The 26,631-nt window shown below is 66.9% G+C and carries 29 protein-coding genes; 11 read left to right on the top strand and 18 right to left on the bottom strand.

Annotated features, from left to right (window positions below; genetic code table 11):
- The first annotated feature begins 8 nt into the window (after window positions 1–8).
- The 5 genes from MOM01_RS03240 to MOM01_RS03220 all read left to right on the top strand — a co-directional run bounded on the left by MOM01_RS03240 (window position 9) and on the right by MOM01_RS03220 (window position 3,985).
- A complete protein-coding gene (locus tag MOM01_RS03240; RefSeq protein ID WP_241383935.1) occupies window positions 9–977 on the top strand; it encodes a PDR/VanB family oxidoreductase in 969 nt (322 codons plus the stop codon).
- A 33-nt stretch (window positions 978–1,010) separates the two neighbouring features.
- Entirely contained in the window at window positions 1,011–1,838 is an 828-nt protein-coding gene (locus MOM01_RS03235; RefSeq protein WP_241383934.1) for an SDR family NAD(P)-dependent oxidoreductase, read from the top strand.
- Between the two features lie 93 nt (window positions 1,839–1,931).
- Window positions 1,932–2,894, top strand: a complete 963-nt coding sequence (locus MOM01_RS03230) for a DNA-3-methyladenine glycosylase family protein (RefSeq protein ID WP_374112247.1) — start codon at window positions 1,932–1,934, stop codon at window positions 2,892–2,894.
- A gap of 42 nt (window positions 2,895–2,936) precedes the next feature.
- Entirely contained in the window at window positions 2,937–3,416 is a 480-nt protein-coding gene (locus MOM01_RS03225) for a MarR family winged helix-turn-helix transcriptional regulator (RefSeq protein WP_241383933.1), read from the top strand.
- A 59-nt stretch (window positions 3,417–3,475) separates the two neighbouring features.
- Complete coding sequence (locus MOM01_RS03220) at window positions 3,476–3,985, top strand: acyl-CoA thioesterase (RefSeq protein ID WP_241383932.1); 510 nt, start codon at window positions 3,476–3,478, stop codon at window positions 3,983–3,985.
- Between the two features lie 21 nt (window positions 3,986–4,006).
- Here MOM01_RS03220 and MOM01_RS03215 read toward each other — a convergent pair whose 3' ends face one another.
- From MOM01_RS03215 to MOM01_RS03200, 4 genes are all read right to left on the bottom strand, one after another.
- A complete protein-coding gene (locus tag MOM01_RS03215; protein ID WP_241383931.1) occupies window positions 4,007–5,158 on the bottom strand; it encodes an acyl-CoA dehydrogenase family protein in 1,152 nt (383 codons plus the stop codon).
- Window positions 5,159–5,200: 42 nt separating this feature from the next.
- Window positions 5,201–6,718 (bottom strand): acyl-CoA synthetase, encoded by a 1,518-nt coding sequence (locus tag MOM01_RS03210; RefSeq protein WP_241383930.1) that lies wholly within the window; start codon window positions 6,716–6,718, stop codon window positions 5,201–5,203.
- A 56-nt stretch (window positions 6,719–6,774) separates the two neighbouring features.
- Entirely contained in the window at window positions 6,775–7,590 is an 816-nt protein-coding gene (locus MOM01_RS03205) for an enoyl-CoA hydratase (protein ID WP_374112246.1), read from the bottom strand.
- A 66-nt stretch (window positions 7,591–7,656) separates the two neighbouring features.
- Window positions 7,657–8,643, bottom strand: coding sequence for an LLM class F420-dependent oxidoreductase (locus MOM01_RS03200; protein WP_241383929.1), 987 nt, complete (start codon window positions 8,641–8,643; stop codon window positions 7,657–7,659).
- A 108-nt stretch (window positions 8,644–8,751) separates the two neighbouring features.
- On the opposite strand from MOM01_RS03200, the gene MOM01_RS03195 reads away from it, so the two are divergent.
- From MOM01_RS03195 to MOM01_RS03185, 3 genes are all read left to right on the top strand, one after another.
- Window positions 8,752–9,480, top strand: coding sequence for an MOSC domain-containing protein (locus tag MOM01_RS03195; protein ID WP_241383928.1), 729 nt, complete (start codon window positions 8,752–8,754; stop codon window positions 9,478–9,480).
- Window positions 9,481–9,597: 117 nt separating this feature from the next.
- Window positions 9,598–10,269, top strand: a complete 672-nt coding sequence (locus MOM01_RS03190) for a hypothetical protein (protein ID WP_241383927.1) — start codon at window positions 9,598–9,600, stop codon at window positions 10,267–10,269.
- On the top strand, window positions 10,269–10,487 hold the full coding sequence (locus tag MOM01_RS03185; RefSeq protein WP_241383926.1) for a helix-turn-helix domain-containing protein: 219 nt from the start codon (window positions 10,269–10,271) through the stop codon (window positions 10,485–10,487). Before MOM01_RS03190 ends, MOM01_RS03185 begins: the two co-directional genes overlap by 1 nt.
- A 100-nt stretch (window positions 10,488–10,587) precedes the next feature.
- Here MOM01_RS03185 and fahA read toward each other — a convergent pair whose 3' ends face one another.
- From fahA to MOM01_RS03135, 10 genes are all read right to left on the bottom strand, one after another.
- Window positions 10,588–11,772 (bottom strand): fumarylacetoacetase, encoded by a 1,185-nt coding sequence (gene fahA / locus MOM01_RS03180; protein WP_241383925.1) that lies wholly within the window; start codon window positions 11,770–11,772, stop codon window positions 10,588–10,590.
- Window positions 11,769–12,650, bottom strand: a complete 882-nt coding sequence (locus MOM01_RS03175) for a hypothetical protein (protein WP_241383924.1) — start codon at window positions 12,648–12,650, stop codon at window positions 11,769–11,771. Before MOM01_RS03175 ends, fahA begins: the two co-directional genes overlap by 4 nt.
- Complete coding sequence (locus MOM01_RS03170; protein ID WP_241383923.1) at window positions 12,647–13,849, bottom strand: homogentisate 1,2-dioxygenase; 1,203 nt, start codon at window positions 13,847–13,849, stop codon at window positions 12,647–12,649. The genes MOM01_RS03175 and MOM01_RS03170 overlap by 4 nt, the downstream gene beginning before the upstream one ends.
- 111 nt (window positions 13,850–13,960) lie before the next feature.
- Window positions 13,961–14,488 carry a MarR family winged helix-turn-helix transcriptional regulator gene (locus tag MOM01_RS03165; protein WP_241383922.1) on the bottom strand — a complete coding sequence of 176 codons (528 nt, stop codon included), beginning with the start codon at window positions 14,486–14,488 and terminating at the stop codon, window positions 13,961–13,963.
- Between the two features lie 54 nt (window positions 14,489–14,542).
- Window positions 14,543–14,944, bottom strand: coding sequence for a hypothetical protein (locus MOM01_RS03160; RefSeq protein WP_241384044.1), 402 nt, complete (start codon window positions 14,942–14,944; stop codon window positions 14,543–14,545).
- A 125-nt stretch (window positions 14,945–15,069) separates the two neighbouring features.
- Entirely contained in the window at window positions 15,070–16,401 is a 1,332-nt protein-coding gene (locus MOM01_RS03155) for an MFS transporter (RefSeq protein ID WP_241383921.1), read from the bottom strand.
- Window positions 16,402–16,436: 35 nt separating this feature from the next.
- Window positions 16,437–17,888 (bottom strand): FAD-dependent oxidoreductase, encoded by a 1,452-nt coding sequence (locus MOM01_RS03150; RefSeq protein ID WP_241383920.1) that lies wholly within the window; start codon window positions 17,886–17,888, stop codon window positions 16,437–16,439.
- The gene (locus tag MOM01_RS03145) at window positions 17,885–18,682 is read right to left on the bottom strand and encodes an SDR family NAD(P)-dependent oxidoreductase (RefSeq protein ID WP_241383919.1); all 798 of its coding nucleotides are present in this window, start codon (window positions 18,680–18,682) and stop codon (window positions 17,885–17,887) included. The genes MOM01_RS03150 and MOM01_RS03145 overlap by 4 nt, the downstream gene beginning before the upstream one ends.
- The gene (locus MOM01_RS03140; protein WP_241383918.1) at window positions 18,675–19,505 is read right to left on the bottom strand and encodes an SDR family NAD(P)-dependent oxidoreductase; all 831 of its coding nucleotides are present in this window, start codon (window positions 19,503–19,505) and stop codon (window positions 18,675–18,677) included. The genes MOM01_RS03145 and MOM01_RS03140 overlap by 8 nt, the downstream gene beginning before the upstream one ends.
- A gap of 49 nt (window positions 19,506–19,554) precedes the next feature.
- Window positions 19,555–19,986, bottom strand: a complete 432-nt coding sequence (locus MOM01_RS03135; RefSeq protein ID WP_241383917.1) for a nuclear transport factor 2 family protein — start codon at window positions 19,984–19,986, stop codon at window positions 19,555–19,557.
- 179 nt (window positions 19,987–20,165) lie between these two features.
- On the opposite strand from MOM01_RS03135, the gene MOM01_RS03130 reads away from it, so the two are divergent.
- The 3 genes from MOM01_RS03130 (at window position 20,166) to MOM01_RS03120 (ending at window position 24,067) form a co-directional block, all read left to right on the top strand.
- Window positions 20,166–20,828, top strand: a complete 663-nt coding sequence (locus MOM01_RS03130) for an IclR family transcriptional regulator (protein ID WP_241383916.1) — start codon at window positions 20,166–20,168, stop codon at window positions 20,826–20,828.
- Window positions 20,829–20,930: 102 nt separating this feature from the next.
- Window positions 20,931–22,403, top strand: coding sequence for a YhgE/Pip domain-containing protein (locus MOM01_RS03125; RefSeq protein ID WP_241383915.1), 1,473 nt, complete (start codon window positions 20,931–20,933; stop codon window positions 22,401–22,403).
- A 104-nt stretch (window positions 22,404–22,507) separates the two neighbouring features.
- Window positions 22,508–24,067, top strand: a complete 1,560-nt coding sequence (locus MOM01_RS03120) for a bifunctional 3'-5' exonuclease/DNA polymerase (protein WP_241383914.1) — start codon at window positions 22,508–22,510, stop codon at window positions 24,065–24,067.
- Here the strand turns inward: MOM01_RS03120 and MOM01_RS03115 are convergent.
- The 4 genes from MOM01_RS03115 to MOM01_RS03100 are packed head-to-tail and all read right to left on the bottom strand — an operon-like array spanning window position 24,040 to window position 26,540.
- Window positions 24,040–24,936 (bottom strand): DNA-3-methyladenine glycosylase family protein, encoded by an 897-nt coding sequence (locus MOM01_RS03115; RefSeq protein WP_241383913.1) that lies wholly within the window; start codon window positions 24,934–24,936, stop codon window positions 24,040–24,042. The two genes, MOM01_RS03120 and MOM01_RS03115, sit on opposite strands and share 28 nt — an antisense overlap.
- On the bottom strand, window positions 24,933–25,520 hold the full coding sequence (locus MOM01_RS03110) for a methylated-DNA--[protein]-cysteine S-methyltransferase (RefSeq protein WP_241383912.1): 588 nt from the start codon (window positions 25,518–25,520) through the stop codon (window positions 24,933–24,935). Before MOM01_RS03110 ends, MOM01_RS03115 begins: the two co-directional genes overlap by 4 nt.
- Window positions 25,517–26,032, bottom strand: coding sequence for an RNA polymerase sigma factor (locus MOM01_RS03105; protein WP_241383911.1), 516 nt, complete (start codon window positions 26,030–26,032; stop codon window positions 25,517–25,519). Before MOM01_RS03105 ends, MOM01_RS03110 begins: the two co-directional genes overlap by 4 nt.
- The gene (locus MOM01_RS03100) at window positions 26,019–26,540 is read right to left on the bottom strand and encodes a methylated-DNA--[protein]-cysteine S-methyltransferase (protein WP_241383910.1); all 522 of its coding nucleotides are present in this window, start codon (window positions 26,538–26,540) and stop codon (window positions 26,019–26,021) included. Before MOM01_RS03100 ends, MOM01_RS03105 begins: the two co-directional genes overlap by 14 nt.
- Between the last annotated feature and the right edge of the window lie 91 nt (window positions 26,541–26,631).

The raw sequence follows: 26,631 nt of genomic DNA, 5'->3' as shown, positions 1-26,631 counted from the left end.
GGCGTCAGGTGACGACCCACGACCCGAACGACGGTGACATCGACGTCGTCGTAGAGAAAGTCGACACCGTCGCCAGCGGCGTCAAGGCCCTCGTCCTGCGCCCGGTCACGGGCACATGCCTGCCGGCATGGACGCCGGGAGCACACATCGACGTCCTCCTTCCGTCGGGAGCGGTCCGCCAGTACTCGCTGTGCGGCGATCCCTCCGATTCGGACGTATGGCGGATCGGTGTCCTCCGCGAACCTGTCGGGAAAGGACGCGGAGGCTCGGAGTACATCCACACTTCCGTCGAAGCCGGAACAAAACTCCGAGTCGGCGCACCCCGCAACAATTTCGCATTCGTCGAATCGGATCGATATGTGTTCGTCGCCGGTGGGATCGGGATCACCCCGATCCTTCCGATGATCGCCCTGTCCCACGCTCGCGGCGCGGACTGGCACCTGGCCTACGGAGGCCGGACCGTCGATTCGATGGCCTTCCGGGACGAACTGACCTGCTACGGCGATCGCGTCGAGTTCTTCTCCGAAGACACCGTCGGCCCCATCGATCTGGACCGGGTTCTCGGAGAGCCTCGCGGCGATACCGCCGTCTACTGCTGTGGCCCGTCCGGTCTGCTCGACGCCGTCGAGCGGCGCTTCGAATCATGGCCCGCAGGAGCCCTTCACACGGAACGCTTCGTTCCCGCTGCGCCACCGGCGGCGAGCGGCGATACCGCCTTCGAAGTGGTACTCGCCAAACAGAACCGCAGCTTCACGGTGCCCGCCGATCGATCGATCCTCCACACGCTCGAATCCAACGGTGTCGACGTCCTGTCGTCCTGCCAGCAAGGCATGTGCGGACGGTGCGAGCAGACGGTTCTGGAGGGCGTGCCCGACCATCGGGACGAGATCCTCACTCCGGAAGAACAGGCTGCGGGCGAGTACATCCTGATCTGTGTATCCCGGTGTCGAGGCGAGCGCCTGGTACTGGACCTGTAAGTCCACAACATATGTCGACAAGGAGTGAACAAGATGGGTCGTGTAGAAGGAAAGGTCGCCATCGTCACCGGTGCAACCAGTGTCGAACCGGGCGGCCTCAACATCGGCGGTGCCACTGCCACGGAGCTGGCAGCCGAGGGCGCCCGAGTCGTCGTCGCCGACATCAACCTGGAGGGCGCCGAACGCCTTGCTGCGATTCTCAACGAACGCCACGGTGACAAGACCGCGTTGGCGGTCGAAATCGATCTCAGGCACGAGGACCAGATCGCGAACCTCGTGCAGCGGACCGTCGATTACTTCGGCGCTCCCGACATCGTCGTCAACAACGCCGGCATCTTCCCCGGTGATGACAGCGACGTGGCCAATATGGCGATCGAGGTCTGGGACAACGTCATGGCCGTCAACGTCCGGGCAGCCATGCTGCTCACCAAACACGCGCTGCCCTACCTCCGCAAGAACGGCGGGGCAATCGTCAACACCTCGTCCACGCACGCATTCGCAGGCGACAGCAGCCTCACCGGCTACGGCGCCACCAAGGCCGCGCTCATCGCCCTGACCAAGTTCACCGCGACGCAGTACGGGAAGGAAGGGGTGCGCTGCAACGCGATCTGCCCCGGAACCACCACCACTCCCCCCGCTCAGGCGTTGCCTCAGGAGATCAAGGACATCTACGTCGGGCACACGATGCGCCCGGGCCTCAACGGCCCCACCGAGCTGGGCAAAGTCTTCCTGTTCCTCGCTTCGGACGACTCCCGGGGTATCAACGGTGAGGTGATCAAGGTCGACGGCGGACTCCTCGCACACCAGCCGTTCGTCCCCGACATGAACCGGCTGGGTATGACGACGGTGTCCGACGAGTGACGTAGTCACCCGGCAACCGCTCCGAGCTCTTCGCGGGCCGGGTCGTCGCAGACTGCGGCGACCCGGCCCGTGCGCCCGGAGTACGGTAGGACGGTGACCGTGTCCGACGAGCGAGGCCGTCGCATCCCGACGGTCGCCGACGACGCGCCACTCGAGGCTCGGGTACGCGTGCCGTGGCCCGTCGATGTCGCCCGCACTCTGCGTCCTCTCCAGCGTGGCCCCTGGGATCCGTGTCACCGCTCCGACGGCCTCGCGGTCTGGCGGACCTCCCGGATGGATTCCGGACCGGTCACCTACCGGCTCACGCAGGACGGAACGCACGGCGCACGGTGCCTGGCCTGGGGGCCCGGAGCGGGGGAACTGGTCGAACGCGCACCGGCCCTGCTCGGCGCCGAGGACGATCCGTCCGGCTTTTCACCCGGGCATCCGGCGCTCGTCGAAGCGCACCGGCGCCTGCCCGCGCTGCGTATCCCCCGCACCGGGAGGGTGCTCGAGTCCCTCGTGCCCGCCGTTCTCGAACAACGGGTGCACAGTGTTGCGGCCTTCGCCTCGTGGCGGCGCCTCGTCACCCGGTTCGGCGACCGAGCGCCCGGACCGGCACCGGAAGGAATGCGGGTACCCCCGTCTGCGGCGACCTGGCGGACGGTGCCGTCCTGGGAATTCCATCGCGCGAACGTCGATCCGGGCCGCGCACGGACCGTCGTGCGGTGCGCGCAGGTCGCCGAGTCCCTCGAGCGTCTCGTCGGAGAGAAGCCGGCCGAGGCCCGCCGGAAGCTGCGGACGATTCCGGGAGTGGGTGTGTGGACGGCCGCCGAAGTGGCGCAGCGGGCGTTCGGCGACGCGGACGCGCTCTCCGTCGGTGATTACCATCTGGCCACGGTCGTCGGGTGGTCGCTGCTCGGACGTCCCCTCGACGATGCGGGCATGATCGAGTATCTCGAACCGCTTCGGCCGCACCGCTATCGCGCCGTCCGCCTGCTCACCGAGACGGGTGGGCACGCACGGGTCCCGAAACGGGGTCCGCGCACACCGATCACCGACCATCGGCATCGGTGACGGGGCCTCGATCCGGCGGATCCGTACTCGTAGACTCGACCTATGTCCGCTACCGACGACGCGGCCGGCCCCGACCGCCTCGGGCACCTTCCGAGCTATCTGATGACCCAGGCAGCGCGACACGTGCATCGTGTCGTGTTCGAACGACTCGACGCCGCCGACGCCCGCGGGCACCATTACCGCGTCCTGGCCGCGCTCGAGGAGTACGGCCCGTCCAGCCAGGTGGACCTCGCCCGGCGATGCGGGCTCGATCGCAGCGATGTCGCGGCCACCGTCAACGCCCTCGCCGACCGCCGTTTCGCCGAGCGGGCTCCGGATCCGGAGGATCGGCGACGCAACGTGGTGAGCCTGACCCGGCGCGGGCGGAACCGGTTGTTCGACCTCGACAGGAGACTCACCGAGGCGCAGGACGAAGCGTTCGCTCCCCTCGACCACGACGAGCGGGCACTGCTCACCTCGATGCTGGTCAGGCTTGTCGAGCATCACACCCGGCGGGCGCCGACTCCCGCTCGGCAGTCGTAGGCTGGACAGAGTGTGATTGCGCGGAGATCCCGCGCGCACAGCCTACGAAAGGACCACGCGTGCAGGCCAAACCTTGCCGAGAATCCCGGGTGATCAAGACCAGCAGGGTCTTTCCGAACGACGTCAACGATCACAACACGTTGTTCGGCGGAAAACTGATGAGCGACATCGACATGACCGCCTCGATCTCCGCGACGCGTCACAGTCGCGCTTCGGTGGTCACCGCATCGACGGATTCGGTGGACTTCCTCGAGCCTGTTCGCCCTTCGGATTCGGTGTGCCTGGAATCATTCGTGACGTGGACCGGACACAGTTCGATGGAGGTGTTCGTCAAGGTCACCGCCGAAGATCTGCGCAGCGGTGATCGACGCATCGCCGCGACCGCCTTCCTCACCTTCGTCGCGATCGACGACGGTGGCCGCCCGACGCAGATTCCTCCGGTGCTCCCCGAATCGGCGGAGGAACGCGCGCTCAACGAGTCCGGTGAGGAGCGGGCGCAGCACCGCCGGGCGCACCGCCGGCAGAGTCAGGAGATGGCGAAATACCTCACCACGAGTCGGCCGTGGTGACGCCTTCCGCCGTCGTCCTTCCTAGAGCGATCTGGCGATGATCTGCTTCATGACCTCGTTGGCGCCCGCGTAGATCCGTTGGACGCGGGCGTCCTCGTACATCCGCGCGATGAGATATTCACGCATGTAGCCGTAACCGCCGTGCAGCTGTACGCACCGGTCGATCACCTCGCACTGCTTGTCGGTCAGCCAGTACTTGATCATCGCCGCGTCGGACGCGTCGAGCTCGCCCTTCAGGTGCTGCTCGATGCAGTGGTCGAGGAAGACACGGCTGGTGCGGGCGATGGTCCGGCATTCGGCGAGTTCGAAGGCGGTGTTCTGGAACTCGAACAGACTGTGGCCGAAGGCTTGTCGCGCCTTGGTGTAGCGGACGGTCTCGTCGACCGCACGGTCCATCGCGCCGGCGGCCTGCGCGCCGATGATCAGGCGTTCCTGGACGAGCTGTGCCATGAGCTGCCCGAAGCCGAGACCCTCGGTGTCGCCGAGGAGGTTGGTGACCGGCACACGCACGTCCACGAACGACAGTTCGGAGGTGTCGGCTGCGTGCTGGCCCACCTTGTCGAGCACCCGCCCCACCGAGAAGCCCGGTGTGTCACGCAGATCCACGATGAGCAGCGATACCCCCTTGGCCCCGGCCTTCGGGTCGGTCTTGACGGCGAGGACGATGACGTCGGCCGACGAACCGTTGGTGATGAAGGTCTTGGAGCCGTTGACGACGTAGTGGTCGCCGTCGCGGATCGCTGTGGTCTTGATCGCCTTGAGGTCCGAGCCCGCGCCGGGTTCGGTCATGCCGATGGCTCCGAGGATCTCGCCGGTCGCCATTCCCGGCAGCCACGCCTTCTTCTGCTCCTCGTTGCCGTACTCGAGGATGTAGTGCGCGACGATGCCGCTGTGGACCGCATTGCCGAAGGCGAGATCGCCGGAATAACCCTGCGCGTCGAAGACCGCGAGGTCGTGTGCGAAGGTGCCGCCGCCACCGCCGTACTCCTCGGGGATCGAACAGCACAGCAGACCGAGCTTGCCGGCCTCGAGCCATACCTCACGGTCGATGCGGCGCTGCGAATCCCACTGTTCCGCCTTGGCCATGATCTCGCGCTCGAAGAATTCGCGTGCGAGATCGTAGACGGCGGAGACCTCGTCGTCGTACCAGGAAGGAGTGTGCTTGTTCGCCATGAGGATTCTTTCTGCCGTGTCCGGTGTCAGGGGTAGGGGAGTTCAGGAGTCGCGCAGCTCGCGCTTGAGGAGCTTGCCGCTCTGGTTGCGGGGCAGCGTGTCCACGAACCGCACCGCCTTCGGTACCTTGAACGGAGCGAGTCGCTGCTTGACGTGGTCGATCAACTCGCTCTCGGCGATCCCGTGCCCCTCCTTGAGGACGACCACAGCGGTGACCGCTTCGATCCACTTCTCGTCGGGGGTGCCGATCACGGCGACCTCGGCGACGGCCGGGTGCGTGTAGACGGCGTCCTCGACCTCCCGCGAGGCGACGAGGATGCCGCCGGTGTTGATGACGTCCTTGATGCGGTCGACGACGGTGATGAATCCTTCGGCGTCGCGGGTGACGAGGTCGCCGGAGTGGAACCAGCCGTCACGGAAGGCGTCCTCGGTCGCGTCCGGGTTCTCCCAGTAGCCGAGGCAGAGTTGCGGTGAGCGGTAGAGGATCTCGCCCGGTTCGCCGTCGGGGACGTCGTTGCCGTCGGCGTCGACGACACGAGTCTCGACGAACAGCACCGCCCGGCCGCACGAGGCGGGACGCGCGTCGTGTTCCTCGGGGCGGAGGACGGTGGCGAGGGGGCCGATCTCGGACTGACCGAAGCAGTTGTAGAAACCGAGTTCGGGATAGCGGCCGCGCAGTCGTTCGAGGACGGTGACCGGCATGATCGACGCACCGTACTGCGCCTTGCGCAGCGACGAGAGGTCGCGCGTGTCGAGGTCCGGGTGGTTGGTCAGCGGCACCCACACCGTCGGCGCGAGGAACAGTGATCCGATGCGTTCCTCCTCCACGATCCGGAGGATCTCGGCGACATCGGGGGCGGGCAGCAATCGCACGGTCGCGCCGACCGCGAGGTACGGAATCAGGAAGACGTGCATCGCGGCCGAGTGGTAGAGCGGCATGCACACGAGCGGGTCGTCGTCGGCCGACAGGTCGAGCGCGTCGATCGACGACATGTACTCGAAGGTGAGCGCCCGATGGGTCATCATGGCGCCCTTCGGCTTCGACGTCGTTCCCGAGGTGTAGAGCAACTGCACGAGATCGGTGTCGGACACCGCGACGTCGAGCACCGGCACGTCACCGGACCGCGCCACCGACAGCAGCGAATCGTCCGCGTCGCGGAGAGCTACCACGGTCTCGGCGGGTACATCGGCAAGGACCTGATCGAGGTTGCCCGACAGCGCCGGGTCCACCAGCACGGCCTTCGCGCCCGACTGGCCGAGGAGGTACGACAACTCCTCACCGCGCAGGGCGTAGTTGATCGGCACGTGCACCAGTCCGGCGCGCGCGGCCGCGAGATATCCGATGGCGTAGGCGTCGGAGTTCGTGCCGTAGGCCGCGACACGGTCGCCGCTGCTCAGCCCGAGGGACAGCAGGTGAGCGGCAGCGCGGGTGACGGCGTCGTCGAGTTCCCGATAGGTGAACTGCCGGTCGCCGAAGCGGAGTGCGACGCGACTCGGACGGCGTGCCGCGGTGCGGTGCAGGATTCCGTCGACGGTGCTCTGACGCGGGTCGGTGGTCATGCAGCGAACGTTATAGGACGTCCAAGCAAATAGTCCAGACCTAGCGATCGATAAGCTCAGCGACCTCGCCAGACCGGCGCGCGCTTCTCGACGAACGCCGACATCCCCTCCTGGGCGTCCTCGATCATCGCGTTCGATGCCATCGTCTCCGCCATCGCCGCGTACGCGGTCTCCTGAGGCAGATCGATCTGGCGGTAGAAGGCTTCCTTGCCGATGCGCAGCGTCGCAGGCGAGGCGCCCGCGATCGTCAGAGCGAGCTCGGTGGTCGCGGTCTCGAGCGCCTCCGGTTCGACGACGTAGTTCACCAGACCCCAGTCCGCGGCGGTCTGCGCGTCGATCGTCTCGCCGGTGAGCAGCATCTGCAGGGCACGTTTGCGTCCGATGGCGCGACTGACCGCCACCATCGGCGTCGAGCAGAACAGCCCGATGCGCACACCGGGCGTGCCGAACCTCGCGTCCGTGGCCGCGACGGCGAGATCGCACGATGCGACGAGCTGGCATCCCGCCGCGAGCGCCGTGCCCTGCACCGACGCGATCACCGGCTGCGGAATCGACTGCACCGTCCGCATCATCTCGTTGCAGGTCTCGAAGATCGCGCGCTCCTCGTCGAGGGTGCGTCCGATCATCTCGCGCAGATCGTGCCCGGCCGAGAACACCGGGCCCTCCGCGCGGACCACGATCACCTTCGTGTTCGCGGACAGTGCCGTCAGTCCGGCGATCACCTCCCGCATCGCGTGCACGGACAGCGGGTTCCGCTGCGCCGGGCGGTCGAGCGTGAGCACACCGATGCCACTGGCCTCGTCGACAGCGATGAGCACGGGCGGGGGCGTGGGTCCGACGGCGTCGGGGCCGTCCACAGAGCGATCCGTCACGCCCCCTTTCCTACACCACCGGCAAGCCCTCCGGGCAGCACTCACAGCACCAGCGGCTCCTGCGGGCTACGCTCCGCCCGAGTTCTGCGGCGCGAGTGCCCGGATCATGGGAAGGGGATCGCCGGCGGGTACGAGAGCGATCGCAGGGGTGGTCACACCTGCCTCCATGTAACGCTCCACGTGCTCACGGCACGCCTCGGGCGGGCCGTGGATCACGAGAGCGTCCACGACATGGTCCGGGATCGCATCGAGTGCGCCCTTGCGGTCGCCCTCCGCCCACAGCTTCCACATTCCCGCGAAATCCTCGGAGCGGCCGAGAAATTCGTGGAACGCCCGGTAGACGGGAACGTTCATGTACGCGGCGATCATGCGGCGTCCGATCGCGCGGGCGGTGTCGGTATCGAATCCGGGCAGTACGAACACCCGGGCGACGATCTCCTTGCCCTCGCCTCCCTCGTGCACGTACGGCGCGACGGTGCGGACGTCGTCTGCCGAGAGCCAGTTGATGATGGCACCGTCGGCTTCGCGGCCCGCGAGTCGCAACATGCCCGGGCGCAGGGCGGCCAGCAGCACCGGCGGCGCCGGTTCGGCCACGAGGCCCGGACGGAAACCGTCGACGGCGAAGGTGTCGTACTTCTCGGAAACCTTCTCACCGGCCAGGGCCGCGCGCAGGAAGCGCAGGGTGTCGCGAGCACGCTTGAACGGTTCGTCGAAGGGGATGCCGTTCCATTTCTCCACGATGACGTCGGACGACGTACCCACACCGAGGACGAAACGCCCGGGTGCCGCGGAGGCCAGGCTCGCCGCCGACATCGCCAGCGTGGCCGGCCCACGGGTGTAGACGGGGACGATGGCCGTGCCCAGCCGGAGCGAGGGCGCCCACACGCTCGCGAGGGCCAGCGGAGTGAACGCGTCGCCGGCGCCCGCCTCCGAGGACCACACGTCCGTGTACCCGAGATCGGGCAGTTCCTCGATGATGCGCCGCTGGTCGGGCAGGGGAATGCCGTCGAGAGGAACGGTCAGACCCCACCGTCGTGTCGTGTTCTCCGTCATATCGACACCCTAGCCACAGAGTGCGTCACGCCGTACCCGACAGGCCTCCCCGGGCGCTCCGTTTCGGGGCACGTCCACTCCACGGTCAGCGCCCGTATGCTGCATTCCGTGCGTATCGATCAGTTGTGGCGTTATCCGGTGAAGTCGTTCGGGGGCGAGCGCGTCCGGACCGCGACGATCGAGCCGGACGGACTGCTCGGCGATCACGTCTGGGCGGTTCTCGACGCCGACTCCGGGAATGTGGCGAGCGCGAAGCGCTTCCGTCGATACGGAGATCTGCTGTCCTGCAGCGCAAGACTTCTCGACGACAACGATCCCCGCGACCCGGCCGCACTCGAACTCGTCCTGCCCGACGGAACCGTGATCCGCGGTGACGACGCGGATGTGCACGGCATGCTGTCGCAGGTCGTGCACCGAGACGTCCGGCTCGAGGCGCGCCCCCGGACCTATGACGAGGCACCGGTGCATCTGGTGTCGGTTTCCGCCGTCGACGCTCTCGGAACCGGAGAGTCCGCCGAGATCGCGGTGCGCCGCTTCCGTCCGCAGATCGTCGTCGACACTCCCGGTTCACCGGGTTTCGTCGAGGACGAGTGGATCGGTGGGCACATCGCTGCGGGCTCGGCCGTGCTCGGCCCCGACAAGCCCACCGCGCGCTGCGTGATGGTGACGCTCACCCATCAGGAGGTTCCTGCCCGGCGCGAGATGCTGCGCGGCATCACCGCCGTCCACCAGGTGCCGAGCGGATCCGACGGCAAGCCGGCGCCCTGCATCGGGGTGTACGCGACGGTGCTGACTCCGGGGTGCATCTCCGTGGGCGACGACGTTCTGGTTCGCTAGATCGACACGAGGACCCTCGGTCACGATTCCTCTGGACATATCGCTTGTCGATGGGTATAACGATTATCGATAATATCGACAATCGTTATACCGCTGCCGGCGAGTTCGGAGACGACCGTGAATTCCACCCATGACACCGACCGCGCCCAGGGCCCGGGGGACGAACCCGACACGCTCTCCCCCACCGAGACGTCGAAGAAGGACCGCACAGACCTGTGGGCGTCCCTGTCGGTCTTCGCGCTGACCTCGCTGATCGTGCTCGTAACCTACATCGGCGGACTCGCCCGATCCCTCGGGGACGGCATGGTCTCCGCACGTGTCGAGTTCGACGAGGCTGCGCCGCCGATACTGACGACACCGAACGGCACGGGGCTCGGGACCGCCTCGACCACCCTCGTCGAGGTTCCCACCGAGGCCCTCTCGCCGGTCACCGTCGGATTCCTCCGCTCCGCCGAAGCGCTGCAGACCCTCGGCTACCTGGCCGCACTGGGCTTGCTGAGCTGGATCGTGGTGCGGTTCGTTCGAGGCCGCCTGTTCGATCGCGGCGTCATCCGGCTGGTGTGGATCGCATCGATCGTGGCGATCGCGACCATCATCGTCCCGACGATCCCTCGCACCCTGGGCACCAACATGTTGATCCGGGACGTGGGGATGAACTACGCGCTCGAGAATGCGCCGCTGGGACCGGAGTTCTGGTACGCCTACGTCTTCTGCATGGTGCTCTCGGCAGTGGGTGTGGTGCTGCGGATCGGCAACCGCATGGCACGAGACAACGAGGGCCTCGTCTGATGCCTCCGGAAACCGAACATGCCGTGCGGTGTCACCTCGACGAACTGCTCGCCGATCGGGGTATGACGCTGACGGAACTCGCCGACAGGGTCGGCGTGAGCGTCGTGAACCTGTCCGTGCTCAAGAACGGGCGTGCCCGCGCGATCCGGTTCTCCACCCTCACCGCCCTGTGCCGGGTGCTCGATTGCTCGGTGGGAGACATACTTTCGGTGGACTGAGCCGGACGACGCAGCGGTGCCCGGAACCTCGTGGGTTCCGGGCACCGGCCGACGGTCCGACGGTCGAGCCGATGGCGCTCCGGTTGTCGCGCGGACCTCTTTATTCCCCGGTTGCGGGAAGAATGCGGGTACGAACCTCACCGAACCCGATGCGGGTGCCGTTCGGACCCGGCGCGGTCGCCGAGATGGCGATCTCGTCGCCGTCCTCGAGGAAGGTCCGCGTCTCGTCACCGACCTGCACGGGTTCCTTACCGCCCCAGGTCAGTTCGATGAATGCACCGCGCTGGTCCTTCTCCGGACCCGAGATGGTGCCGGAGCCGAACAGATCGCCTGTGCGGGTCGCGGCCCCGTTGACCGAGGTGTGGGCCAGCATCTGTGCGGGTGACCAGTACATCTGCGCATACGGCGGACGCGAGACGACGTGCCCGTTCCACTCGACCTCGAGATCGATGTCCAGACCCCACTTCTCACTTCCCTGCAGGTAGGGCAGCGGCTCGGGATCCTGGACCGGCGTGTCGATACGTGCGGCCTCGAGTGCCGCGAGCGGCACGACCCACGGGGAGATCGACGTCGCGAAGGACTTTCCGAGGTTCGGTCCGAGCGGCACGTACTCCCACGCCTGGATGTCGCGAGCCGACCAGTCGTTGAGGATCACGGCACCGAAGCAGTGGTCGGCGAACTCGTCGGGACGGATCTGCGAGCCCATGGGGGAACCGACACCGACGATGAAGCCCATCTCGGCTTCGATGTCGAGGCGGATCGACGGCCCGAAGACCGGCGCCGGGTCGTTCGGTCCCTTGCGCTGACCGCAGGGACGCACGATGTCGACGCCCGAGGTCACCACCGTGCTCGAGCGGCCGTGGTAACCGACGGGCAGGTGCTTCCAGTTCGGCATCAGCGGGTCGGGGTTCTGCGGACGGAACAACCGGCCGAGATTGGAGGCGTGGTTCTCCGAGGCGTAGAAGTCGACGTAGTCGGCCACCTCGATCGGCAGGTGCATCGTCACGTCGGACACGGCGAAGACGGCGTCGTCGGCGACGTCACCGCTCACGATCTCCTTGATCGCAGCGCGCACCTCGTCCCACCGGGCACGGCCCTGCGCCATGAAGGCGTTGAGGGACGGTTCGGCGAACACGACGTCGTCCTCGAAGACACGGCTCAGGTCGAGAACCGAATCCCCTACCCGGACACCGACGCGCGGTTCGGTCCCGGAGGTGGAGAAGATGCCGTACGGGAGATTGTCGATGCCGAAGAGCGAGCCCTCCGGAATGGCGATGGTGGTCATGAATGCGTTCCTTCGGAGATCGGGAGAACGGTCGAGGACACCAGACCGAGCTCGCCGAGATCGGCGAGCGGTTCGGCGATGCTGCAGGTGCCGTACGACAGGAAACGACTCCGGACCTCGGTGGCCCGGTCGTCGGACAGTCCGCCGAGACGCGCGGAGAGCACGGTCCCGTCGCGTTCGGCCAGCACGGCGGCCACCTCACCGGCATCGGCTCCGTCCAGCACCGCGTCCACCGCGGCGAGCACGTTGACGAACCCGTGCTGCTCGAAACCGGTCTTCGGGTCGGTGTTGCGTACCGCGTGGTGCAGGCCGGCCGTCGCCTTGAACGGAACCCCGGTGGTGACGACCGTGGTGATGGCCGCAGCGAGTTCCGCCTCGTCCGGATAGGCGTCCGCTACGACACCGCCGGTGCGGAACTTGGCCGCGTAGCGCGTCCCGGCCAGCCGGGAGAGGATCTCGGCGCGACGTCCGTCACGTGGAACCTCCACGAAGACATCCACTTCCGGGTGCGCCGCTGCGATGTCTCCGAGCGCCGCGAAGAGCTCGTCGACGGACTGGTCCGCAGGAACGGCGATCTCGAGCGCCACCACGGACACCGACTCCAGCGCCGCCACCTTCTCCAGGGCGGGCGCGACCGCACCGGTACCGGTGGGGGCGGTCAGGCTCAGAGCCAGCTCACCGGGATAGGGATGGCCTGCGAGGTAGTCCTCGAGTTCACCGAGCCGGCCCACCGGGAAGACGAACGCTCCGACGAGTGGTGCGTGCGCGGACGAGCGATGCTCGGCGTGAGCGGGGACCGCGACCGGCAGCGGGGCGTTGCCGGGAGGGAACAGTGCGGCGTCGTCGCACAGTCCTGTCAGCAGGGGTCCGAAAGTCATTTTCCTGCTCCGGCGTTGCGGTTCCAGCTCGCGGCGTACGAGGCGTCCTCGCAGGCGAGCGCCCCTTCACCGAGTTCGAGCGGACGGAAGGTGTCGACCATGACGGCGAGTTCGTCGAAGAACTCCACACCGATGCTGCGCTCGTATGCGCCCGGTTGCGGGCCGTGCGCATGGCCGCCGGGGTGCACGGAGATCGAGCCCTGGCCGATGCCGGAACCCTTGCGGGCCTCGTAGTCTCCACCGCAGTAGAACATCACCTCGTCGGAGTCGACGTTCGAGTGGTAGTACGGCACCGGAACGGCGAGCGGGTGGTAGTCCACCTTGCGGGGCACGAAGTTGCAGATGACGAAGTTGTTGCCCTCGAACGCCTGATGCGACGGCGGCGGCTGGTGGACACGGCCGGTGATGGGCTCGTAGTCGTGGATCGAGAAGGTGTAGGGGTACAGGCAGCCGTCCCAGCCCACCACGTCGAAGGGGTGATGCGGCATCACGTAGCGGGTGCCGACGATGCCGTGCGAGGTGCGGTGCTTGACCAGCACCTCGACGTTCTCCTCCTCGACCTGCATCAGTTCTGTCGGACCGTGGAGGTCGCGCTCGCAGAACGGTGCGTGTTCGAGGAACTGCCCGAACTTCGACAGATACCGCTTCGGCGGAACGATGTGGCTGTTCGCTTCGATGGTGTAGGCACGCAGCGGTTCGTCGCCCTTCGGGACCCAGCGGTGGGTCGTCGCCATCGGCAGCAGGACGTAGTCGCCGGCCTTCGCCTCGAGCGGACCGAAGACGGTCTCGACGGTGGCGGCGCCCGACTCGACGTACACCATTTCGTCGCCGACGACGTTGCGGTACAGCGGAGACGGCTTCTTCGACACCACGTACGAGAGCCGGACGTCGGCGTTGCCGAGGATCAGACGGCGGCCGTTGACGACATCCGTTTCGTCCCAGATCGATTCGGGGAACAGGTCGTGCAGCTTCAGGTGCCGCGGCTTGAGCGGATGGTTCGGCGTGGTGGTCTGATCGGGCAGGTCCCACTCGGTCGCGTCGACGATCGCCGAGGGAATGTACCGGTGGTAGAGCAGCGCCGAGTCGGACGAGAAGCCCTCCTCGCCCATGAGCTCTTCGTAGTACAGGCCGCCGTTCTCGTCACGATGCTGGGTGTGACGCTTCGGTGGGATGGCACCGAGCTGTCGGTAGAACGCCATGATCGACTCCTCGCGGATCTCGGGCGTGCGGGTGGGTCGCCCGCCGGATTTAGTAAATACATTAACCAACTCGGCGGCGTGAGCGCAACCACAGCCGGTCGGGAGGATCCGTCAGTTGCGTCCGCGCACGTCGAACTGACTGCGGTTGGTGATCAGCTTGTTCAGAAGCATCACGAGAATCTGCTGCTCGGTGGGGGTGAGCACGTCCACCCAGGCCTCCTCGCGCTCGTTCTGGGCACGGAAGGTCTCCGCGATCTCCTTCTCCCCCGCCTCGGTGAGCGACAGTTGCACCGAACGCGCGTCGTGACTGACCGGCGTCTTCTCCAGGATTCCCGCTTCGACCAGCGGCTTCGCCAGATTCGACACGGCAGCGCGGCTCATCCCCGTCAGGCGCGCCGCCGCATTCGGCTCGATCGGCCCGGCCAGCCACACGACGAACATCAGCCGGTATGCCGACCACGACCTGCCGCGTGGGCGATGCACCGAGGATTCGAGGTCGTAGGTGACGATGTCCGAGGCCCGGTTGAGGGTGAGCAGAACTTCCGTCGCGCTGCGGTGATGTTCGCCGAACTTGCTGTTCAGACGCTTCTGCGCGAGTTCGACGAAGGACCAGTAGTCGAGGTCGCGGGGTCCGGACATGCGGTCACAGTACCGCAGGGCATTGTTAATTCATCCATTTACTATCTGATCGGTTCAGAAGACCGGGTACACGAAGTGCCCGACACCGCCGCCCGGTGCGCTCGACCCCGTCACGTTGGGCAGGTTCGCGGGCAGACGCTCGAGCTTGTGGGGCCGGCCTTCGAGGTCGGCCTGCCAGCAGGCAGTCGTCACACCGTGGAAGCCCTGGCACACGATGCGGGTGCTCGTGCCGAACGGCGAGGTCAGCCGGGGTTCGTTCACCAAGGGGTTCCAGTAGGCCGGGTTGTCCGGGGTCAGCCAGTGGTCGGCCTCGAAGACGTACACGGGACTGTCCGGACGTGGGACCGGCCATTCGTCCTGGGCCGCAGCCACGCCCGCGCCCCCGAGGACGGCTCCCCCCGCGAGCACGGCGATCACTCCTGCGCGCAGGCCCTTTCGAGATCGGGCAGAACCCATTGCCATCGCCCCCTCCGTCCGTGTGTTCGGGACATCGAATCACGGACCGTCGGAATCTGCCCCACGAACGCCGGAATTGCCGGTCCCCCGACGGGTACCGGCAATTCCGTGGGCACGGGTCGTCGTCAGTCCGTGCGCAGTTCGATGCCCTTCGTCTCCTCGATGAAGAAGACGGCTCCCAGAGTGAGCAGGGCGCAGAACACGAAGTATCCGGCCGGTGCCAGCGAGTTTCCGGTGACGTCGATCAGCCACGTCGCGATGAACGGGGCGGTACCACCGAGGCACATGTTCGTGACGTTGTTGCCGAGCGCGATACCGCTGTAGCGCACCGATGCCTTGAGCATTTCCACGTAGGTCACGAAGGACGCTCCGTTGACCACCGAGACGCAGATGAACAGCACCGACTGGCCGACGATCGCCTGCCAGACCGTCCCGCCCGACATCAGCATGAACATCGGGACACCCACCACTGCGGAGGCCGCGCTACCGGCGAACAGCACCGGCTTGCGCCCGTACTTGTCCGCGAGATAACCCGAGATCGGCAGCGTGATCACGCCGAGGATCAGCGCGAGGCATGTCGACAGGAAGGCGACGGACGACGACAGGCCGCCGGTGGTCTGCAGGTAGGTCGCGGCGTACACCGAGGCGATGTAGTAACCGCCGATGATGAGCGCACCGAGCAGGATGATCTTGACGACGCTTCCGCCGGACGTCTTCAGCAGTTCGGCGATGGGCAGCTTCTTCGTCTCGCCCTTGTCCGCGAGTTCCTCGAACTGCGGGGTGTCCTCGAGATGGTTACGGATCCAGATGCCGACGACACCGATGACGACGCTGAGCAGGAAGGGAATGCGCCACGCCCACTCGAGGATCTGCTCCTCGGTGAAGATCGTGGTGATACCGAGCGCGACCAGGGAGGCGACGAGCGAACCGAGATAGGTACCGGAGTTGACCAGCGACGTCTGCGTGGCGCGCCAGCGGGTGGGCGCGGACTCCGAGACGAATGCGTTCGCACCACCGAGCTCACCACCTGCGGCGAAGCCCTGCAGGCAGCGTGCGAGCACGAGCATGACGGTCGCCCACACGCCCAGGGTGGCGTAGGTGGGCATCAGGCCCATGGCCGCCGTCGCGACGACCATCAGCAGGATCGTCCACGACAGGGCGTTCTTCCGGCCGTATTTGTCACCGATGTGCCCGAAGAAGATGCCACCGGGCACCCGGAGGAAGAACGCCACCGCGAACGCCGCGAACGTGCCCAGCAGGGCCGCGGTCTCGTCTTCGGCGACGAAGAACAAGGTAGCGACCATCGTCGCCATGTAGCCGTAGATACCGAAGTCGTAGTACTCGACGATGGTGCCCACCACGGCAGCACGAATGACCTTCGTCGTCGACTGCTTCGGCTGGGGAGTGCCGGCCTGGGCTGGACTCTCCGCGGGTGATACCGCATCCGATCCGAGCATGTTCGTGTCCTTTTCGAGTGTGAGGGGAGACGGCGTCACACGCCGAGTTCGGCGCGTGGAGCGGCGCCGGATACAGCCGACCGCGCCGCATTGCGACCCGCGATACGGCCCATGGTCAGTGCATTGGCGACGGCATTGCCGCCACCGACATAACGGAGGCCGAGGATGCCGGCGCCCGCTTCCCCGGCCGCGTACAGCCCGGGTACGACGTTCCCGATCGTGTCGAGAACTTCTGCGTTTCGGTTGATCTCGAGTCCGGCGTGGGTGCAGACCAGTTCGGCGGGCAGCATACGTGCCGCGTAGAACGGTCCCTCCACGATGGGGTCGGGATTCGAGGTGGAGCCTTTGTTGGCGAGTGTGCGGTGCCGAAGGAAGTCGTCATCGATTCCGTTGGGCAACTGGTTGTTCCAGCGTTCGATCGTGGCGACCAGCGCGTCTGCCGGCACCCCGATGAGCTCGGCGAGTTCGGGGAGATTGCCGGCGCGCAGGGTGCGACCGGCGTCGGCCTCCTCGGCGATGCGGTCGGCGTCCCAGTCGGTGTATCCGGACGGCAGACCGGTGCGTGCCTTCTCGTCGAAGATCGCCCACACGGGACCGTCCTGAAGATCCATGAGGCCACCGGACACCGCGTAGGAGGCGTCCTCGTCCATGAATCGACGACCGGATGCGTTGACGTACACCCGCGACTTGGGCGGGAAACCGGCCTGCCAGTGGTGGTAGCGCTGGAAGTATGCGGTGGGCATGGTCAGCCCCCAGTCCTTGCCCGTGATCGCCGAACGGACCTGCTCTCCGAACCGGAAATGATCACCGCGACTGCCGGATGCGGCGACGACGAACAGCGACTCGCCCGCTCCGAGCGGATACGGATAGTACTGTTCGAGCAGGTCGCGGTTCTGCGCGAAGCCACCGGAGGCGACCACGACGGCATGGGCACGAACCTCGATGTCGTCGGCGACGACACCCACCACACGCCCGTCCTCGACGAGCAGCCGCTGGACGCGTGTGCCCAGCACCGCTTCCACGCCGTGCGCGCGACGGGCCCGGTCGAGCGTCTGCACGAGACCGTAGCCCTGGTCCTTCGGCACATGACCGCGCCACACGTCCTCGACGCCGGCCTGACACAGTCCGGGCATGTGCGCGTTCGACGATTCCCGTGCCGGGATCTCGACGCCCAGCCCGATCAGCCATTCGAGAGTCGGGCCCGCGTTCTCGCAGAATGCGCGGACCAGTCCGGGCGCGAGCACCCACTGGTTCAGATCCATGTAGTGCTGGAAGAACTTCTCGGCCGAGTCCTCGATACCGAGGCCGCGCTGCACGCTCGTCCCCGCTGCAGTGAACAGTCCTGCGGACAACTGGGTCGAGCCGCCGAGTTCGGTCTCTGATTCGAACAACAGCACGCTCGCACCGGCTTCGGCTGCCGAGACGGCAGCGGCCAGACCGGCGCCGCCGCCACCGATCACTACGACGTCGATGATGTCGTCGTTCATGAGAGTTCATCTCCCGTCTCCGCGATGATGCGGTGGTAGAGGCCGTTGGACGTCATTCCGCCGTCGACGGTCACTTCACTGCCCGTCATGTAGCTCGAGCGATCGGACAGCAGGAACAACACGGCGTCGGTGATCTCGTCGACCGTGGCCATCCGGCCGGCGGGCACGCTGTTCAGCGCTGCGTCGACGAAGGCGTCGGCGCCGCCGAGCAGGGGTGTGCCGACGAGTCCCGGATGCACCGAGTTGACCCGGATGCCCCAGCGCGCGAAGTTCCCCGCGGCCGATTTGGACAGCCCCCGCAGACCCCATTTGCTCGACGAATAGGCCGGAGAGAAGTACCCGATCTGTCCGGAGATCGACGAGATGTTGACGATGGAGCCGCCACCGCTCTCACGCATGAGCGGAGCGACGGCTTTCATGCCGTAGAACGGGCCGAACAGGTTGATACGCATGGTCAGTTCCCAGACGTCGTCCGGGGTGTCCATGAACTCGAGCCGCCGCGAGATTCCGGCGTTGTTCACCAGACCGCCGAGTTCTCCACGCTGCGTGCGGATTTCGTCGACCACGCGCTCCCAGGCCACCGGATCGGCGACATCCAGTTCGTGCGCCGATGCAGATCCGCCCGCGGAGACGATCTCGTCGGCCAGAGCGGACGCGTCGTGGAGGTCGGCCAGGCATACGTGCACGCCGCGGGCACCGAGCGCTCGGGAGTGGTTGGCTCCCATGCCCGAGGCCGCACCCGTGACGAGGACGACGGACGGGTAGTGCACAGCTTCCACGACGGAATCAGACATGACGCGATCCGCCGTCGACGGCGATCGAGTGTCCGGTGACGTAGCGGGCACTGTCGGAGAGCAGGAACAGCAGCGGACCGAAGACCTCTTCGGGGGAGCCGAGACGGTGCAGCGGCACGACGTCGAGCGCGTGCTTCAGGGCAGCCGGATCGTCCTGGACCCACCGGGTCATCTCCGTGTCGATGTATCCGGGTGCGATGGAGTTGACACGAATCCCCTTGTCACCGAATTCGACTGCGAGGGATTCGGTGAGGTGGGCAACCGCCGCCTTCGACGCGCAGTACGCGCCGCGACCCTTGCGCACCCGCAATGCCGACACCGACGACATGTTCACGATCGCTCCGCCGGGCTCCATGTGCCGGGCCGCGGCTTGAGCACCGAACAGCACACCCTCGACGTTGACGTCCAGCGTCGCCGAGATCTGTTCCCTGGAGATCTCCTCCGCGAGCGCGAACGGGAAGATGCCGGCGTTGTTGATCCAGAAGTCGATACGGCCGAACTCCCGCAGCGCGCGCTGGGCGAGCGCTTCGTGCTCGTCGGGGTCGGTGACGTCGATGCACGCCCCCACCACGAGCCCGGGCTTCTCCGAGAAGGATTCGGCCGCGAGTTCGGCATTGATCTGCTCCGCCGTCTCCTTCATCTGGACGTCGTTGATGTCACCGCCCACGACGTTCACTCCACGCGCGGCCAGCCCGTGCGCGAACTGGGCACCCATCCCGCGGGCCGCGCCGGTGATGACGGCGACCTTGTGCTCCAACTCCGGGTACACGGCGGTAACCGGCGTGGTGACGGTACGGCCGGGGTTCTGGGTGTCTTCGGTCATGGCTACTTCCTCCGGGAATGTGAAACGAATACGAGAAAAGGTGCGACGGTCAGCTGTCGTCGCGGGAGACGACACGGCGGGCGATGCGCCATTCGCCGTCGATCCGGACGACGCGGTCGTCGATGCTGGTGAACCGGACGAGTCGGGATTCCCCACCTCGCGCGGTGGCCACGATCTGCAGGTAGGCGCGGACTCGCAGGGTGTCGTCGTCGACGCGGTACACCGCGAGATCGGTGACGACGTGCCGGTGCACTTCCCCTGCCGCCTGCGCTCCCGCGTGGAAACGCTCGGCGAAATCCTCGAGCTCGCCGGCACCTGTCACGGGCGCCGGATAGCTGGGTGAGCAGAACTCACCGTCGGGGGTGAACGTCTCGGCCCATTCGCGAGCGGAACCGCCGTCGATGAGGTGGCTCTGCCGCCCGTAGAGCTGGTGGATACAGGCGAGCGTCGCCGCGTCCACGCTGTCGTCAGTCCGTGTCATGTCGTACGAGAACCGTTCGTCTTGTGTGCGATAATCGCACGAGCTGTGCGATTAACGAAAATGTTAGGTGTTACAGTTCACAGGCGTCAAGAGAGGTAACGGGAGTCATGACACAGAACCGGGAAATTCCTGCACAAACAGGGCACATCGAACTCCCCCGGATCGAGCCGGATGCGGGAATGTCGAAGACACTCCACAACGGTCTCGAGATCCTCGAACTGCTCGCACGCACCCCGAACGGCTTGTCGGTCAGCGAGATCGCCGAGAACCTGGGGGTGCATCGCACGGTCGCCCACAGACTCGTCCGGACCCTCGAAGCGCACCGCCTGTGCCGCAGGGACGACCACAAGCGGATCTCCCTGGACACCGGCCTGGTGGCACTGGCCGAATCCGTCGAGCAGGACCTGAGAACTCTCGCCCGGCCCATCCTCGAGGATCTCGCCGACAGCGTCGAGGCCACCGCCCACCTGGTCGTCCGCGAATCCGACACCACGGTCCGCGCGATGATGGTGATAGAGCCTCGACGATCCGATGTCCACATCGCCTTCCGTCCGGGACAGGTTCATCCTCTGGATCGCGGCTCGGCGGGCCTGGCCATTCTGGGGTCGCTGCCTCCACGTCCCGACGAACGCCCGGAAGTGACGCGTGCGCGCCGGATGGGTTACGCGATCTCCGCCGGAGAGGTCGTCTCCACCACCATCGGAATCTCGGCGGCAGTACCGAGCCGCGCCGGCGGCACCCAGGCCGCGATCGGCGTCTCGGTCTTCGAGGCCGACGACGAGACCCGGCTCGCGTCGGCCGTGATGTCGGCGGCCTCGGCCCTCGGTGAACTGTTGCGGTGACCGGGCATCACCGGCAGACGTGAGACGTCCCGCACGGACGCTCTCACGTGTGTTCGAGCACTGAATCCCCGAACGGCACACGAGTGTGTGCACAATCGACGGGTGAGTTCACTCCAGTCGTCGACCGACCCGCATCACGGCACACTGCGAAGCGCGCACTTCTGGTTCGCGCCCTTCGCCGTCGTGGCGGCGGTGATGAGCGCCCTGGCCTACTTCTATCTCGGTGCGCTCCTCGATCCGAGTGAGAACCTGAGACAGTTCCCCATGGCCATCGTCAATCAGGACGTCGGCGATGTACTGCCCGGATCGGACGAACGGAGCAACTTCGGAGACCGGATCACCGAGGGAATCCTCGACGGCGTCGACCCCGAGCAGATCGACCTGCGCCCGATGGGGATCGCGGCCGCCCAGGACGGACTCGACGACGGCAGTCTGTACGGGGCGATCGTCATCCCCAGCGACTTCACCAAGCGCATCTCGATCCTCGCGCAGGCCTCGGTCGTGCCCGGCGACATCGAGAAACCGATCATCACCCTGTACACGAACCCGCGAACGGGGGCGTTCGCCACGGGCATCGTGACGACCATCGGCGACCGCGCGCTCGGGACCGTCAACGACTCCGTCGGCGAGGAACTGATCGGAAGGGTCGACGCGACGCTCGCCGAGACCGCGCCCGACCTGCAACTCTCCGGGGCGAGCGGGCTGACACTCTCCCAACCGATCGACGCGCTCACCGTCGAACACAAACCACTGCCGGACGGGACCGGCGCGGGCCTGTCCGCCTTCTTCTACACCTTGCTGCTGATCCTGGCCGGGTTCACCGGTGCCACCATCATCAACGCGGTCGTGGACAGCAATCTCGGATTCGTACCCGCCGAATACGGTCCTCTCTACATCGCGAAGGAAACCACCCGGATGTCGCGAGTGCAGGTCCTGATGCTCAAGTGGGGCATCACGATCATCATGTCGATGATCGTCTCGGCGTTGTATCTGTGGATCGCCACCGGACTCGGTATGCCGGCACCACGCGCACTGCTCCTGTGGGAATACGGAGCACTCGCGATCTCGGCGGTGGGCATCACGTCGCTGGCGGTGATGTCGATCTTCGGTGCGGCGGGACTGCTGGTGAACCTGGTCGTGTTCATCGTGCTCGGGCTCCCCTCGTCCGGTGGGACGATCCCGATCGAGGCCACTCCGATCCTCTTCGAACGGCTGTCGACATTCGAGCCCATGCACCAGATCTACCTCGCGGTGCGCGCCATCCTCTACTTCGACGGACGCCTCGACGCCGGACTCGCTCACGGCGCGGCCATGACCTTGGCGGGACTCGCATTCGGCCTCGTGGCCGGCGCCGCGGTGACCTGGATCTACGATCGCACCGGATTCCACCGGAGTCCGGACGCATCCGTGCGCACCGTGGGGATGCTGCCCCGGAGGCGCCCGTCGATTCCTGCGGACGCGACCGGCGGGCCGCCCCGTGAAGACGACCACATCCTCACGGGCGAATCCTCGGAAGAAACCGGGGATCCCGCCGCGCGTCGGGGTAGCGGCGGGATCCCACATCCAGCACGCTAGTGCCGGTACCTATCGAGGTCCCCCTCGATTCGGGTGAATTCGAGGGTGATTAGCGGGGTTACGGCGCGTCGAGCCCTGTCGGAGTGATGGAGCACACTGTATGGGTGCGTACGGTCGTTGTTCCCCATCCTGCGGACGGTCACGACCGTCGCGGTGCAAGCGTCGTCGACGTGGACCCATCCGGCAAGCCACTCGGGCCGATACGCGAGTATCCCGACACGACTGCGGCAGTCGCCCGGCTCGAGGCCGAATCGGGTCCCCGCTGGGTGTGGACCTCGACGGCCACCGTGTACCCCGAACTGCTCCGCGCCGGCGTCCGGGTTCGGCGATGCCACGATCTGTCCACAACGGGCGCCATTCTGGCTGTGCGGAAGGGCCTGCCGCCGCCCGATACCGACGAGCCGGTCGACGAGCGTCCGGGTCTCTTCGACGCCGCGCCCGCGATCGACGTCGAGACGGTCCTCGCTCGGTTCGCAGCACAGCGACGCGCCATCACCGGCGACGCCCGCCTCGAGTTGCTCACCGCTGCCGAGTCGGCCGGCACTCTCGCCGCCGCCGAGATGAGTTTCGACGGCCTGCCGTTCTCGGCACAGGCTCATCGTCGTCTGCTCGAAGACACCCTCGGGCCGCGGCCCCTCGGTCACGAACTGCCGAGCCGAATCGCCGAGGTCGTCGAGGAGATCAGCGCTGCCTTCGGACGTGCGGTCAATCCCGCATCGCACACCGAGGTACTCGAAGCGTTTCGCAGAGAAGGCATCGCCGTCGAGTCCACCCGCAAGCACGTGCTCGAGCGGATCGACCATCCGGCGGTCCCGCTGCTACTGCGTCACCGCGACCTGTCGAAACTGTTCAGCACGAACGGTTGGCACTGGCTCGACAGCTGGGTGCACGACGATCGCTTCCGGCCCGTGTACGTTCCCGGCGCCGTCGTCTCGGGACGGTGGGCGAGCCGCGGTGGCGGTGCTCTGCAGATTCCGAAAGCGTTGCGTTCGAGTGTCGTGGCCGAACCGGGACGCTCCTTCGTCGTCGCCGACGCGGGCCAGCTCGAACCACGCATCCTGGCTGCGATCTCCGGCGATCGACGGATGGTGGCTGCGGCCGGCACCGATGATCTCTACGCCCCCATCGCAGCGACGTCGTTCGGCGGTGATCGCGCGAAGGCGAAGGTCGCGGTGCTCGGCGTGCTGTACGGAGCGACATCCGGCGATGCACGAGCTCTGCTGACGATACTTCGCCGGAGTTTCCCGACCGCAGTCGATTTCGTCGAACGTGCGGCTCGTGCGGGCGAGCGGGGTGAGGTGGTCCACTCGTGGCTGGGCCGGGCGTGCCCACCCGCGCCGGACGGATTCCATTCGCACGGCGACACGCACGCACGGGGCCGGTTCACCCGGAATTTCGTCGTGCAGGCCACTGCGGCGGAGTGGGCGTTGTGCCTGCTGGCAGAGTTGCGGCGCCGTCTCATCTCCGATCCGGAGGCCGGAGAGCTGGTGTTCTTTCAGCACGACGAGGTGGTGGTCCACACCGGCAACCCGGAACTCGCGTCGTCGCACATCACCGGGGCTGTCGAGGTGGCCACCCGATTGATGTTCGGCGACACACAGGTTCGCTTCCCGATGGACACCGCGGTGCGCACCGTCTACGCGGAGGACTCCGGCGACGAATAGGTGGCCTGTGTCCACAGGTGTGTGACCGCACAGGCCCGCCACGGCCGCCACCGCTCGGCGCGCTCGACGGCGTCCCGGGCGGTCGCCACATTCAGAGCCCGCCGGAGAACGAGATCGCCGGACGGATAGGCATCGCGATTGCCGGTGCGCAGTGCCAGATACTCGACGGTCCACGGTCCGATCCCGGGTAACCCGAGCAGATCGGAGGTGAACGACGAAGACGTCGGGGCCAGACCGTCGGCAGCAGCGCGCGCCAGTCCCCGGAGAGTGCGGGCACGAGACCGTGTCGTGCCGATCACGGCGCGCAGTTCGTCGGGATCGACCCGTGCGAGCCTTTGCGGAGTGGGGAAACACCGCAGACCGCCGGGCGCTTCGTCACCGTACGCCGAGACGAGACGGCCGCCGAATGTGCATGCCGCAGCGACACTCACCTGCTGCCCGAGCACCGTCGACACGGCGGTGGCGAACCACTCGGTGGTACCGACCACGCGCAATCCCGGGTGCACACGCACGAGAGGGCCGAGCACGGGATCGGAGGCGAATATCGAGTCCACGACGGCGGGGTCGGTCGCGAGATCGAGCCACTGCCGCACGGCCCCGCAGACTTCCTCGATCTCCCTGTGACCGGAGGTCTCGAGGAGAACTTCGAGATGCCGTACGCCTCCGTCTTCTCGGACGCGCGGCCTCATCAGGCTTCCGAACCGCACGGCGACGTGTGTGACACCTCCCGGCGTGCGGACCACCCGGCAGTGCGTGCCGGTCTCGGTGTCGTGGTGTTCGTAGCCCGGAACGGTGTGACTTCTCAGCGTCGCGAGCATCGGCCCCAGCGCAACGGGTTCCGTCACCGGGAGCCGGAGAGTGGTGATCATGCCGCCGACTCGAGTTGCAGCAAGATTCTCTTCGCGTCGGAACCGCCGACGTACTGGCCGATGCCGCCGTCGCTACGCACCACCCGGTGACACGGCACCACGACCGGGAGTGGGTTCTTCGCACACGCGGTACCGACCGCCCGTACCGCGCGGGGGCTTCCTGCAGCGGCCGCGATCTCCGCGTAACTCGCCGTGCGCCCGTACTCGATCTCGGGCAGCCGCGTGATCACCTCCCGGCGGAATCCGCCGGCGAGTCGCATATCGAGCGGGAGATCGAAATGCCTTCTCGTACCGGCGAAGTATTCGTCGAGTTGACGGACGACGGGGTCGAGTCGCCGGGGTGCGTCGAGAACGCGCGGACTGATCCTCCGGGTCAGTTCGTCGAGCACGGTGCCCGGCCCGTCGGCGACATAGGCAACCCGCACGAGTCCCTGGGTGGTCGTCGCGAGCAGCAGCGGCCCGACAGGTGTGTCCACGATGCGGAACGCGACGTCGAGCAGACCGGCCGCGTCGGCGTCGAGTACGAGTTTCTCCCGCAACCACGCCAGATCCGTCGGGCCGACAGAGGGTTGTGGAAAATTCATGAGCGACTTCCTGTTCCGGATCCGATACGGCGACGCAGGGCGGCCCGGCCGTCGGCAGCCGCACGACGGGCCGCGGCCGGGCTGTTGCCGAGGATCGCCCCGATCTCGGTGTAGGGCAGACCACCGACGTAGTGGTAGACCAGGGCTGCTCGCTGCGTGAAGGGAAGTGCTGCGACCGCCGTCCACAATTCGTCGTCGTCGGAGCCGGGAATTCCCGTGCTCGACGCATGCTCGGGCATGTGCTCGGTGGGCACCGGTGTGCGCCCACGCACCCGATGGATGTCGACGGCCTTCCGGTGCGCAATGGTCACGAGCCACGCTTCGAGATTGCTACCCGGTGTCAACGTCGGATACGCCCGCAGCGCCGCGAGAAAAGTATCCGACCACGCGTCGTCGGCGTCGACGGCCCCGAGCAGCGCCCGGCAGACCCGCAGGACCGTCGCGCCGTGCCGGGTGACCACCTCCTCGAACGGCGGCAGGCTCGGCTGCGACAACGGGTCAGGCAGGGACATCGGGGCCGTGGGAATCGTCGGAGCGCAGCGCCTGCGCCTCTCGATCGAGCAGGAATCGCTTCCGTTCGAGACCCCCTGCGTAACCGGTGAGCCTGCCCCCGCTGCCGACGACCCGATGACACGGGACGACGATGCACAGCGGATTACGGGCGTTGGCCGCAGCCACTGCCCGCACCGCGGCCGGCCGGCCGACGGCGAGCGCGATCTCCGCGTAGGTGCGGGTGGTGCCGTATTCGATCTTCGTCAGCGCATTCCACACTTCGTGCTGGAAGGGAGTGCCGACCGGTGCGAGCGGGAGGCCGAAGCCGGTACGCCGACCGGCGAAGTACTCTTCGAGCTGGGCGACGGCCTCGTCGAAGCCGTCGGGGGTCTGCTCACCGAAGCCCTCGGGATCGGGAGCGGGCCGATGACCGGACATGTACAGCCCCGACAGGACGCCGGCGGTGTTCACCAGCGTCAGCTCGCCGATCGGTGAGTCGATCACGGTGTGGGTGCGCAGTGCCGTCACAGCTTCGATCCTTCCATCCGGTAGGTGCCCTGTACCGGGTAGACGGGTGGCGCGACGAAAATGTGAGGTCTCCGATCGCCGCGCGCCGCCG

The organism is Rhodococcus sp. CH91, from assembly GCF_022554085.1.
In the GTDB taxonomy this organism is placed as follows: domain Bacteria; phylum Actinomycetota; class Actinomycetes; order Mycobacteriales; family Mycobacteriaceae; genus Rhodococcus.
Note: the sequence above shows the minus strand (reverse complement) of the source record. Positions and strands in the feature narration are given on the sequence as shown.